The sequence below is a fragment of the Ereboglobus luteus genome (assembly GCF_003096195.1).
Taxonomy (GTDB): Bacteria; Verrucomicrobiota; Verrucomicrobiia; order Opitutales; family Opitutaceae; genus Ereboglobus; species Ereboglobus luteus.
This window is the reverse complement of record NZ_CP023004.1, coordinates 3,629,663-3,642,193: the sequence shown is the minus strand read 5'-3', so window position 1 is coordinate 3,642,193 and position 12,531 is coordinate 3,629,663. Positions and strand designations below refer to the sequence as shown.

Here is a 12,531-nt window from a genome sequence, read left to right as displayed (position 1 = left end):
CTGCCCAACCATCACTTGATGAATTTCTTCAAATCCCACGCCCTGATATCCGTGGCGCGAACATTCCCCTTTCCGTCGAAAATGTGTCCGCTCCACTGGCCGCCGGCAACCAGGCGTTGATAGAGCTCGCCCTTGGTTCCCTTGCCGTCGAAATAAACGGGCATCTTGCACTTCGTTTTTTTGATGAAAGCCTTCACCTCGGCGCTCTTGTCTTCCGGGTCGATGCACACCGCCACAAACTCAATCTGCCTGCGGCTGTAATTGTAATACTGGTCGAGCATCCGGTCCATTTCGCCCGCGGCGTTTCGGGAAGTCGTGCTCCAGGTGAAAACATACAGCAGCGTGTCGCTCTTGAGCTTGGCGGAGTCGAACGTCTTTCCATTGATCGTGGTGAACGCGAGCGTGAAAGGTGTCTTGCGCATTTCGCCGACCCGGATCTCCCGCTTGGCCCAGTTGGCGAGGTCCTTGATCTTGCTTTTTGAACATTCCTCAAGCTGCGCGTCGATGACCTTTTGCGCCGACGGCATCCGGGTTTTCATGCGGTTCAAGACCAAGTAAAAGCCCCTCTCTCGATCCAGCATGTAAGTGTCGCTGCCCGGGGTTTGCGCAAGGTCGTCGATATGCCTGCGCCAGTCATTGATCGCGCTCAAGGAGGGCGCGTCGAGGGTTTCGCCCTCGGCCATCGCGGCGCGAAGCGCGGCAAAGGCGGCCTTGTTCTTGGCGTTGACGGCGGGCTGCTTGTCTATGAGCGCAAAGTTTACTTTCGCATACCAGTCGGATCGCAGCGCGTCGTTTTTGGCGAGAACGCCCGTGCCGAAACTGAGCATGTCGTTGACAACTTCCCTCGCCCGCTTTGCCGCGTCCCCATGGTCGGCGAGAAAACTTACGCCGGCATCGCACAATTGCTGGCTGAATGCGACGTCCTGCTTGGGGCTTTTGCGCATGTTCTTGAATTTGTTAAAGGACTCGTCGGCGTTTTGCGCCCAAGCCGTGGTGACAATAAAACATGCGAGCGTGAGGGTGATGATACGGAGTGTGTTTTTCATGGTAAAATTATTCGGGGTCGGGCGGAGGGTGAGTTCATGAAACAACCGCGTTGCGCCATTTCAATATTTTTAAGGCTGGAACTTTCCCTGAAAAAACCAACAACGGCGCGGATGCGCAAGTTTCACAATCGGTTTACTTTTTGCCCGACGCAAACGCCTCCATCGCCTCGCGCGTAATGATATGGCGCGCGCCACAGCGCGGGCAGCGCATCTCGATTTTCGGCTCGTCGCCGAAAAGCCCGCCGGGGTCGCGTTTCATCGCGGGCAGCAGCACCTCCATCATGCGGCTCTGGTTGCATCCGCAGTGCCAGCGGTAGATTCGTTTTTCGAGCAGCGCGAGCGTTTCGCTTTTGTCGATCTCGCGCATGGCGTCGGTCGTGAGCGCGTCGAACCACGCCTTGTCGCAATCGGGATGCTCCGCGACCATCACAAAATCCTCCTCGCCCAGCTGAAAAAAACGCGCCGGACGCTGCTCGCTTTGCGCGTAAAACTTTTCAACGCCCGCGAGCGGATCGCCGCCATCAAACTCGACCGCGCTGCGGCGCTTCGGCTCGCCGGGCCGCACCGTGTCGGCATAAAACAAGTTGCCCTGCATTTCCTTCACGTCCTCGTCGAACACGCGCCCGGTGATCGCGCCGGTCTCGTTGTCGCCGGTGAGAAACAGGTTCAAGAGCGGCTGCTGAAAATGAATCGTCCACGCGGTCATCTCGTTCCACGGGCGCGACGCCATGTGAAGAGCAAAGCCCGCCAGCGCGCGCTTGAACAATTCCGCATGTTCGGGCGCGACGTGCAGTTTTTGTTCGCCGGCGTGCAAAAAGTAATCGACATACAACTCGCTGAACATGCCGCGCGCGACGAGTGCGTTGCGATTGCGGACAAAATACGTGCGAACTTCGTGGCCGGCGTCTTTCAGGTTGGGCGGTGTGTTTTCAGGCATGCAAACAGGCAACGCGAATTCCCCGTTTTTGAAAAGCCGCAATATGCGGCCATTGAGGCTAATTGGTTTGAAATATTCGCGCCTGTTCGCGTTCATTCGCGGTTCAAAACATGGGCACCCGCATCACTCGCACGAATCGTATTTTTTTCATCGGTTTCATATTTCTTGCCGCCCTCGCATCCGCGGCGAGCGCCGCCACCGTGCAGCAGCGGGTCAACCAATACGGCGCCGCGGTTCGCGCGCGCATGGAACCGCACTTCAAGGCGGCCGGCCTCACCTACCCCGCCGCGCGCCTTACCTTCATCGTGCTCAAGGACGTCAAGCGCCTTGAACTTTGGGCGGGCAACAACACCTCCAAGGACACGCCCATGCGCCTCGTCAAAACCTACGATATCAAGGCCGCCAGCGGCACCGCCGGCCCCAAGCTCCGCGAGGGCGACCGGCAGGTTCCCGAGGGCATCTACGCCATCGAATCGCTCAATCCCAACAGCCGCTACCATCTCTCGTTGCGAATCAATTATCCGAACACCTTCGACCGCGCCCGTGCCAGGGAGGAGCGTCGCGCCAACCTCGGCGGCGACATCATGATCCACGGCAAGGCGGTGTCCATCGGCTGCATCGCGATGGGTGACGAGGCCGCGGAGGAACTCTTCGTGATGGCCGCGCAAACCGGCGTTAAAAACATCCGCGTCCTCCTCTGCCCCTGCGATCTGCGCTCGCAGGAAAACTTTCTCCCGCCCTTCACCGCCCCCGGGTGGACCGCCACAATCTACAAAAACCTGAAGCTCGCGCTCGAGGATTATAAATGAGGAGCACAATCACACCCGGCGCGAGCCGTTCTTGCGCAATGGTTGGTGCATGCGCCGGCGGGCAGGCACGATCATTTGTCTGACTTGAACGCCCCGGCGGGAATCGGCTGCTTGGGCAGGCCGGGCGCGCTCCATGAAACATCCAAGCGCGGCGCGGTGCGATCCTTGGCATTGCGGCAGACAAGGCGGAACGGATGCAGGCCCGCCTTGAGTTTCATCGCGCCGGTTTTTTCGGTGTCTCCCTGATAACCATAGTCCGCGTCAACAACCGTGGCATCGTGGATGCGCAGCGTGGCGCCGTTGCGGGCGAGCAGGTGGAATGTGTATTCACCGTCAGCGGGGATTTGCAGGTAGCCGGTGAAACTAATCGCGCCGGCGACATGCTGTTTTGCCGGCTTGGTGTCGGGGCGCGGGACCATCCCGCTGTCAGCCGGCGCCATGCCGTCGAGGGCGGGCACCCACGGGAACTGGCCCGGATAAAACTTCCACGCGAGACCGTCCGCAAGCGGCGCGGGCGCGTCGATTGCGGGAGCAAACTCATTGTCGTAGGGACGCGGGGCGGGCGCCGAGGCGACGCGCATTTGCAGGACTCGCGCCTTCATCTCGGCTTGAAGCGCGGGTTGCCCGGCGGCGAGGTTTTGTGTTTCCTTCGGGTCGGTGACGACGTTGTAGATTTCAAAATCGTCGGCGTGCGATTTGATGTCGTAGCGCACTCCCATCATGTCGCCGATGCGGATGGCCTGCATTTCGCCGCGCAAGCGGCCGCGCCTCGCGGGTTCGAAATCGGGATAGTCCGGCGTTTTGCTTTTGTTGACGTATTCGAAATAGAACGCGCGGCTTGGCGGCGCGCCTTTGTTGGAGAGAATCGGGAGCAGTGAAACGCCGTCCGTGCGCGCGGGCGGCGTGAGTCCGCTTGCGTCGGCAAACGTGGGCATCCAATCCCAAAACGCCGTGGGCGCGGCGATGACGCGATTGGCCGGGATTTTTGCGGGCCAGCGGGTGATGGTGGGCACGCGCAAACCGCCCTCGAGGCAGTCGCGCTTGATGCCGTCGTGCGGACCGTAGGTGCCGAAGAAGGCCGGCTTGTAATCCTCGGAAAGATAGGACTCGGCGGCGGGGCCGTTGTCGGAGGTGAACACGACGAGCGTGTTGTCGTCGATGTTGAGATCCTTGAGTAGTTGAAGGAGGTCGCCGACGGCATCGTCGATGCGGCGCACGCTTGTGGCGTGGCGTTTGTAAACTTCGGTCCAGGGTTTGTCCTTGTATTCGGGGTGAATCCAGGAATCGGGCGTGCCGCTTGCGGTGGTGATGGCGCGCCCGGGCGTGCCGAGCCATTGCATGCCGCCGTGAAGTCCGCCGCCCGCGGGATAGGCTTGCGCGGGCAGTTCGAGGACGGCGTGCGGAGTGTCGTAGGCGAGGTAGAGGAAGAAGGGTTTGCTCGGTGCGTTTTGCTTTTGCTCGACGATCCACTTTTTTGCGCGGGCGGTGAACAGGTCGGTGGTGTAACATTTGTCGAGTCCGGCGGTGACGTCGTTTCGATTTTCCCAAACGATCAACGGGCCGCGCTGCCGGGCCTTTTTCTTAAAATAGATCGTCTCGACGGGGTAGTGTTCGTGACCGTCGATGTGCCGAATGTAGCCGTAATAATAATCGAAGCCGCGATTGAGCGGATGGCTGGTCCAGTCGGGGCCGTTGCCCGTGCCTTGCAGCCCCCATTTGCCAATGGCGGCGGTGGAGTAACCGGCCTGCCGAAGCACGGTGCCGAGGGTGTGGTTTTCCTCGAGCGCCTTGTCGAACTGGTTGTTGCGGACGGTGGCGTGCCCTTGGTGGACGCCTTGCATGAGCGAGGCGCGCGAGGCGACGCAGACGGGCGCGGCGACATACTGGCTGGTGAAGCGCGCGCCCTCGGCGGCCATGCGGTCGATGTTGGGCGTGCGATGCCAGGGACGCCCGGGATTGTTGTCGGCGCGCCGCTGATTTTGGTAAAACACGCCGAGGTCACCATAACCGAGATCGTCGGTGAGGATGAAAATGATGTTGGGTTGTTGCGCGGGCTGGGCGGTTGCGGAGGCAAGCGCTCCGAGACCGATGGCGGCTGCGGCAGTGAGGCGGGCGGCGGGATTCATGTTGGGTTGTTTTTTGGAGAGGCAATAAAAAGAATGATGACTCCGGTCGCGCCAGACTGAATGCGCATGGCGGCGCGCCGTTTTTGTGAACGCCTTTTGAGCGGCTCAAAACCGCTGCAATTGCGGAAAATATTTTTTGTCGTTCACGATCGGCCTGGTCGGCTCGGTGTCTTTTTCGATTGGCTTGATCTTCAACGCGGCGTGCTCGGGAATTCCCGTGACAACCGGCGCGGACGGCTGATCGCCGACACCCTGGAAGGTTGTTTCCGCCGGGGCAACGGGCGGTGGCGGTGGCAGCACAATGCTCGGGCCCGTCGCCTCAAGCATGGGCTGTCCCATCATCGCGGCGAGATCGGCACCGCCCGCCGCGCGCGGCGACATATTCGACGGCGCGTCGCCGGCGCCGGCATCCGCCGCATTAACGACACCGCCCGCGTTTGGGGGTGTGTCTCCGGAAACTGCATTCTGCGCGGCGGCGGCGATGCCGGCGGCCGCGGGCGAGGCATCCGCCCATTTCTGCAAATACTGCACCAGCGGATCATTCGCCGCGACGGCGTTTCTATTTTCGAGATTAGTTTCGATGTCGCGGTCGCGCTCCGATTTTTCGTTCAACGCATCACGCGCGCTCCCGTCCTCGCGCCTGCCGAAACGCGCCTCAAATTCCTTCTGCCGCTTTTCATCCGCCTCGAGCTGAGCCATGCCGTCAACCAGCCAGTTGGGCGAGTAGGCCGCGCTTCCCGGCAATTGGTGCGCGACATTGTTCGTCGGCGTCGGAGTCACGCGATCACGCGGGGTCGGCGCGTATTCGTTGACGGAGGGATGCACGATTGAAAGGCCGCCGATCCGATCCGGGGCGAGCGCGGAATCATCGGCGCCCGCGTTCAGGCCGGTTTGCGGAACCGGCGCGGGAGCCATTGCCTGCAATTCCTTGCCCGCGTTCGACGGCGCTGGCTGCGGTTGCGCATTCGCTTGCTTTGGCCCCTCGTTGTCGGGCAACGGTGTGAGCGCCATTACGAGGACAGCACAGACGGCGAGGACTTGGACGCGAGGGAAAATCATATGGGCAATCATTGAGCTTGCCCCGAATATGCACAATCCCGCGCCCCGTGGCAAGCCGCCTCACATCGCGCGCTAATTCGAAAAATCATGTCGCATTGATTCAAATGGATGCTTTTGTTGATGGGAAATTCTCTTAACAACATCCGACATGAAACTGCGTCCACTCACAGGAGCCATCACCGCCCTCGCAACGCCATTCAAGAACGAAGCCGTCGCCTACGACGACTTGCGCAAGCTGGTCGAGTTTCAAATCAAATCGGGCATCAACGGCCTCGTCCCCGTCGGCACCACCGGCGAGTCCCCCACCCTTCTCCACGACGAGCATCTCGACGTGATCCGCGCAGTCATCGAAGCCGCGCGCGGCCGCGTGCCCGTCATCGCCGGCACCGGCTCCAACTCCACGCACGAGGCCGTAGAATACACGCGCTTCGCGCACGAGGCCGGAGCCGACGCCATGCTCCTCGTCGCGCCCTATTACAACAAACCCAGCCAGGAGGGGCTCTACCGGCATTTCGCCGCCATCGCCGAGGCCACCAACCGTCCGCTCATCCTCTACTCAATCCCCAGCCGCTGCGGCATCGAAATCGGCGTGCCCACGGTCGAGCGCCTCCGCGCCAAGTATCCGCACGTCCGCTACATCAAGGAAGCCGGCGGCTCGGTCGATCGTGTTGACCAGCTCAAAAACGCGCTTGGCAAGGACATCACCGTGCTCAGCGGCGACGACAGCCTCACTCTTCCCTTCATGTCGGTCGGCGCCGAGGGCGTCATCAGCGTCGCCTCAAACCTCATTCCGCGCCAGGTTGTGAAACTCACCGCGCTCGCCCTCTCCAACAACTACGCCGCCGCCACAAAGCTGCACCGCAAACTCTACCCGCTGTTCAAGGCGCTCTTCATCGAACCGAATCCCGTTCCCCTGAAAACCGCGCTCGCCCGCGCCGGCATCATTAGCTCCGCCGTCGTGCGCTTGCCTCTCTGCGAAATGTCCGCCGCCAACGAAAAAATCCTGGCCGCCACGCTCGACGGACTCGGCAAAGCATAAGGAGTCGGAAGGCCGGAGCGCCAAAAGCCTAAAATAGAATAACCACGGAGGACACGGAGATGCACGGAGACGAAGAAAAATCACCGACAGTTTTCCACGATTTCTCCGTGTTTCTCCGTGTCCTCCGTGCTTAAAATCAGAAACTCTTAACCTCCAATTTCCAAGTTTCAGCTGAAAGTTTAAGATTCAGGTCCTCTGGTCTCTGGCTTTCCGGCATCTTCCTCCTGACTCCTGTATTCTGACTCCTTTCTCCTTTTAAAAAAATGTCACTACGCATCTCACTCTTTGGCTCCAACGGCCGCATGGGCCATGCCATCATCAACGCCGCGCAACAACTCGGCCACACCATCGCCGCCACCGTTGACCTCGGCGACGACTTCGACGCGGGCGCTAAAGCCGGCGACGTAATCATAGACTTCAGCTCGCACAAAATCACGGGCGACATCATCCGGCTCGCCGCCGCCAACAACAAGCCGCTCATCATCGGCACCACCGGGCACACCGACACCGAGAAAAAAGCGCTCCTCGTTGAGGCCGCCAAAATTCCCTGCGTGTGGTCCGGCAACTATTCCATTGGAGTGAACCTCCTTTTCGCGCTCACCCGCCGCGCCACCGCCGTCCTCGGCGCCGACTACGACACCGAGGTGATCGAGATGCACCACCGCTTCAAAAAAGACGCCCCCAGCGGCACCGCAGCGCGCCTCCTCGAAATCATCCTTGAGGAACGCAAACTCGCCGCCGACGCCGTCCGTCATGGACGCGAAGGCATCACCGGCGAACGCACGCAATCCGAAATCGGCATGCACTCCCTGCGCGGCGGCGACGTCATCGGCGACCACACCGTCATGTTTGCCGGCCTCGGCGAACGCATCGAACTCACGCACAAAGCCAGCGACCGCGCCATCTTCGCCCGAGGCGCCCTCCGCGCCGCCGAGTGGATCACCGGCCAGCCAAACGGCGTCTACGACATGCAGCGTGTTTTAGGCCTGACGGCCTGAAGAAGGAGCCAGAAGAGCAGAGGTCAGAGTGATAGAAAACCAAAATAGAATAACCACAGAGGACACTGAGATACACGGAGGTGGGAGCAGAATTCCCCGTCGATTTCGCCCGAATTTCTCCGTGCCTCTCAGTGCTCTCCGTGGTTAAAAAATCCGAAACCCTTAATTCAGGATAATCCCTAAACTCCAAGTTTAAGATTCAGGCGCTTCGGCTCCTTTCTCCCGTCCGCCGCCATTCCGCACTCAACATTCCACATGATCGTTTCAATCCAAGGCACACTCGCCGCCGCCACACCGCTCCACGCAACCATCGAAATCAACGGCCTTGGCTACGGCGTGAACATCCCCGTCACCACCGCCGAAAAACTCCCCGCCGCCGGCTCCAATGTGAAACTGCACACCGTGGCGATCTACCGCGAGGACTCGCAAACGCTCTACGGGTTCGCAACCACCGAAGAGCGCGATTTTTTCCAGCTCATGATCAACAATGTGAGCGGAATCGGCCCCAAAAGCGCGCTCACAATCATGAGCAAGCTCTCGCTCGCCTCGCTCGAGTCGGCGATTCGCATGGGAGACATCGCGACCCTTTCAAAATGCCCCGGCATCGGCAAAAAAACCGCCGAGCGCCTCGTCGTCGAACTCCGCGGCAAACTCGGAACCGGCACCGCGACCGGTGATTCGCCAATCGCGACAAACGCCTCCGGCGAGCCCCAGGCCGCCGGCGATTCGCGCATCCGCGACGCAGTGCTCGCACTCGCCGCGCTCGGTTACAAAACCGCCGCCGCCGATGAAGCCATCCGCCGCGCGAACCTCGCCCTCGGCCCCAAGGCCACCACCGAGCAACTCATCAAAAAAGCGCTCGGTTAATCCGCAAGGTAGCACGGACATTCCTGTCTGTGCGCAGTGGGTGCATCTTAAAATTTTGACGAACTCACGCGTGCGACAAGGAGTGGCTGCGTCTCGCTGCCGGACGCGAGCAAAGCGAGCGCCCCTCGCGTATCCGATTTTCGAATACAAAATGACCTCATCTGCGCGTTTGTATTCGCACGCTCACAGCCGAAAGGCGAGGCCGCCAGCCTCGTCCGGCGGCGGGACGCGCGCCGCTCCTTGCGCAAGCGTCCCTTCGCGCCTTGCGCGATTTTGAAATGCGCCCTGCGCAAGACATCCACTGTTCCGACAGGAAAAGCCCGCGGGGGCGCAGCATTACGATTCACTCGCATGAAACCGGCACATCCGCGCGAACCCCATTGTTTTTTCACCGCATCACCTCGCCTCGATCCGCACGCGACGAGCGTCGCTGTTGGCGCGAATTTCCGGCACATACATCGCCTCGACCTTCACCGGCAGCGCGCGGAAATCGCCCGGCGTGACCGCGCGCATGGCGAAGCGGATTTCCCATTCGCCCGCCTCGACATGATCGAGGAAAAACGCGCTGTGATCATCGTGCTCCTCGCGGTAAATGCGGCGGCTCACGGGTGGCGTTGAATCATTTGTTGCACTCACTTGAATCAGTTCCGCATCCCAGCCGTTCAGCGGATTAAGAGGTTCGCAGCCTGCCGGTTTTGGCACTGCGACCATCATATATTCCAGCGAATCCGGCACGGATAACGCCACGCGCGCGGTCACCTCGTCGCCCGTCTGTGCAATTCCGGTTTCCGCCATCGCCGTCGCGCGCAATTTCCCATCGCCGCCCAAGGTCGGCTCGATGCGGCGTCCGCTGAAATCGCGCGCCACCGACACCAAATTGGCCTCCGGTTTCACACTGTCACCGCGCGCCCAGGCTGACGCCAGTGCCGTCGCATAAACATCACCCTTCCCTGCCGCGCTCCGCTTTAGCTCGATGCGATTGTCCCCGCTTCGCAACAACGCCGCCGGCAACGCCACACGCGTCGCCCCCGCAAGCAATGCCTTCTTCGAGAACATCACGCTTTTCAATTTTTTCCCGTTGAGAAACACATCGACGCCTCCCTCAAACGCTTCGTCGCCCGATCTTGCCGCCGCGCGCGCGAGCGCCAGCACTGCGAAGGAGGACGCGCGCGTATTCTGCCAGCCGTTGCCGCGTCGATTCATCACGAGCCAGTCGAGTGCCGGTTCCAGTAGCGCGTTGCCTGGGTCGGTTTTCATCAGCGCTATCGCCGTCTGCGCTGTCGATTCCACCGCGCCCTCGGTCGCGCGCCAGTAGCCGTTCGTCGCGCCCCAATGCACGCCGTGCGCCGTGCGTTGCATGCCGTTTTTCAAATTGCGCAACAACACCGCCCGCTCCGCATCCGCGCCCCAGCGCGCCGACGCCGCCAGCAAACACGCGCGCCCCGATGCAGACAAATTTTCGCGCGCGGCATAAACGCGCGCATAGGTTTTCTTCAATGCCCCAAAATCTTTCATCGCGATCTTAAATGTCGGAACCTCCGCCATGACAAACAAAGCCCATGCCAGGCGGTCATCGACGTTTTCATGTCGTTGAATCATTTTCGCCAGCACTTTCCTGACATCATCGAGCCATCGTTCATCAACAGTGACGCCCGCCTCGCTCGCGAGTTGCAATCCCCACGCCACGTATGCGGTCATCCACAAATCCGATGAACGGCTGTTTGGCCACCAGCCGAAACCCTCTCGATAGTGTCGTGCCTCGCGCAAACTACCAAGCGACTTTGCCACCACATCGTCCAGTTTTTGCAAACCCGCCGAGCGCTCGCGTCGGGCTTTCGCCGCATCCGATTCAGGAGCGAGTATCCGTTTTTCAACCGCGCCCGCGTCGAAACCGAAATCGCAGAGCGTCTTCTTCACAACAACTGCCGGCAAAAACCGGCTCATCGTCTGCTCCACGCAGCCATACGGATAATCAATCAAATACGGCAGCGCGTTGATCATCACATCCGCCCGGCCTTGCGCCACGATAACCTCCGCGGCGAGCCGTTCGTGATTGAGCGGATTCGGTAGCGCGAGCGTCATCGACGCCCTCCCCTCGCCCGCTGCCAGCCGTGCGCACGCCGCCATATCCTGGCGAATGCCGTCTTCGAGCACGGGTATTTCCTGAGCCATTCCATCCGATTCCGCACCTGCTTTGGCGGTGAGTGAGATCACGGCCTCGCCCGGCCCGCGCGCCTTTGCCTGCCACGATGCGCGCGTCTCGGCCTGCCTTGGCACGAAGACATCTCGCTGAGCGGAAACCAAGTCCACCGCGCCAGTGGCCTTCATGTTTGCCGACACCCGCAAATCCGCGTCCGTGCGATTGACAAACAATCCCGACAATGCCGCCTCGTCGCCTTCAATTAAAAATCGTGGAGCCTGCGCGCGCGCCTGCAACGGCAGCGATGTGCGCGTCATCACCTGAGCGGTGCCAAACGTGTTCCCATCCTCGCCCACCGCGTATGCCGCGATGCGCCACTGCGTGAGGTTGTCCGGATAAGTGAAGTTCACCGACGCCCGGCCGTCCTTGTCCGTCAGCAATTCCGGTTCCCAAAACGCAGTCCACGCAAAATGCCGGCGCAGGCGGATGCCGTCGGTTCCGTCTTTGCAAACGCGCCCGTCATCCAAATCCCTCAGATCAAACGCAGCCCCCATACTGTTCCCCACCCTGTCTGATTCCGATGGCGGAGGTGGAGTCATCTGCTGGGTAAATGAATCCACTTGGATTATTCCGGGATTTTTATCCCAAATTAATTCGCCATTCATTTTCCCGCCTCCGAACATTGCCAGAATGAGCGCGCCATCCCGAGGATCGGCACTGCGAGAAACTGTATGCCTTTCACGCCCGGAATCCGATGCGTGCCAGTTTATATGCACCGAGTTTTTGAACAACGAAAACACTGGGGCGTGAGTTTGCGAATACCGCGCGCCCCTCAGTTCGACCAGCGCGTTGTCGGCGGCGGCCAGCGTCAGTTCCACGGATACAGGTTTGCCTGTGGAGTCTTTCGCCACGATGTCCGCGCGAGCACTTTCCCCGGGACGTTGCTTTTTCGAGCCCGGACTAATTTCCAGTGCAATTTGAGTGCGGACGTCAGCAACTGACACGTTAGCTTTGGCAACCGTCTCATCATTTTTGAAATCAAAAACCGCCGCCTGCATTGCCGACATCAGTTTTGGAGCTTCATCAAAAATGACGACGCCCGTTCTGTCCGAAAACTTGAGACGTCGAGTGAGCACCTGTTGTTCACCCGCAACTGAAAAATACGCATCGGAGCAGTTTTCCGGCAGCACAACCAACGCCTTTAGCGCTTTCTCACCGCGATAGTCTTCAAGTCCGAGGATGAGTGCTTCATCCGGTTTGAACGCTAGCGTTTTTGTCGTTTCGTCGGCGGCGACAAAAACCCATTGCCCTTGCCGCATCTCGGCGGGCTGTCGGTAAAAGTCAACTCTCCCTCCGTTCCATTGCAGGGTTCCCTTTTGTGATATGAGCGTGCGGCCCTCCTTCTCCACACGCACCTCAAAAATGCCCTCATGCGGAGGTTTGAATTTCGCCTCGATGCATCCGTCCGCTCCGCAGGAGACGCGCTGTTCGGAAACGGGTGTGATCACAT

At 60.2% G+C, this 12,531-nt stretch carries 9 protein-coding genes; 4 read left to right on the top strand and 5 right to left on the bottom strand.

What is annotated here, in order from left to right:
* Positions 1-11: 11 nt before the first annotated feature.
* Entirely contained in the window at positions 12-1,046 is a 1,035-nt protein-coding gene (locus CKA38_RS13280) for a redoxin domain-containing protein (protein WP_108825926.1), read from the bottom strand.
* A 133-nt stretch (positions 1,047-1,179) separates the two neighbouring features.
* Complete coding sequence (locus tag CKA38_RS13275) at positions 1,180-1,983, bottom strand: Hsp33 family molecular chaperone HslO (RefSeq protein WP_108826591.1); 804 nt, start codon at positions 1,981-1,983, stop codon at positions 1,180-1,182.
* A gap of 110 nt (positions 1,984-2,093) precedes the next feature.
* Here CKA38_RS13275 and CKA38_RS13270 point away from each other — a divergent pair, with 110 nt between their 5' ends.
* Positions 2,094-2,792 carry a L,D-transpeptidase family protein gene (locus CKA38_RS13270; protein ID WP_108825925.1) on the top strand — a complete coding sequence of 233 codons (699 nt, stop codon included), beginning with the start codon at positions 2,094-2,096 and terminating at the stop codon, positions 2,790-2,792.
* Between the two features lie 71 nt (positions 2,793-2,863).
* Here the strand turns inward: CKA38_RS13270 and CKA38_RS13265 are convergent, their stop codons facing one another.
* A complete protein-coding gene (locus CKA38_RS13265) occupies positions 2,864-4,918 on the bottom strand; it encodes a sulfatase-like hydrolase/transferase (protein ID WP_108825923.1) in 2,055 nt (684 codons plus the stop codon).
* Positions 4,919-5,023: 105 nt separating this feature from the next.
* The gene (locus tag CKA38_RS13260; protein ID WP_152032870.1) at positions 5,024-5,989 is read right to left on the bottom strand and encodes a hypothetical protein; all 966 of its coding nucleotides are present in this window, start codon (positions 5,987-5,989) and stop codon (positions 5,024-5,026) included.
* Positions 5,990-6,125: 136 nt separating this feature from the next.
* On the opposite strand from CKA38_RS13260, the gene dapA reads away from it, so the two are divergent.
* From dapA to ruvA, 3 genes are all read left to right on the top strand, one after another.
* Entirely contained in the window at positions 6,126-7,016 is an 891-nt protein-coding gene (gene dapA / locus CKA38_RS13255) for a 4-hydroxy-tetrahydrodipicolinate synthase (RefSeq protein ID WP_108825920.1), read from the top strand.
* Positions 7,017-7,279: 263 nt separating this feature from the next.
* Entirely contained in the window at positions 7,280-8,014 is a 735-nt protein-coding gene (gene dapB / locus CKA38_RS13250) for a 4-hydroxy-tetrahydrodipicolinate reductase (protein ID WP_108825918.1), read from the top strand.
* A 255-nt stretch (positions 8,015-8,269) separates the two neighbouring features.
* Complete coding sequence (gene ruvA, locus CKA38_RS13245) at positions 8,270-8,881, top strand: Holliday junction branch migration protein RuvA (RefSeq protein ID WP_108825916.1); 612 nt, start codon at positions 8,270-8,272, stop codon at positions 8,879-8,881.
* A gap of 396 nt (positions 8,882-9,277) precedes the next feature.
* Here ruvA and CKA38_RS13240 read toward each other — a convergent pair whose 3' ends face one another.
* Positions 9,278-12,430, bottom strand: coding sequence for an alpha-2-macroglobulin family protein (locus CKA38_RS13240; RefSeq protein ID WP_161554911.1), 3,153 nt, complete (start codon positions 12,428-12,430; stop codon positions 9,278-9,280).
* Positions 12,431-12,531 lie beyond the last annotated feature (101 nt).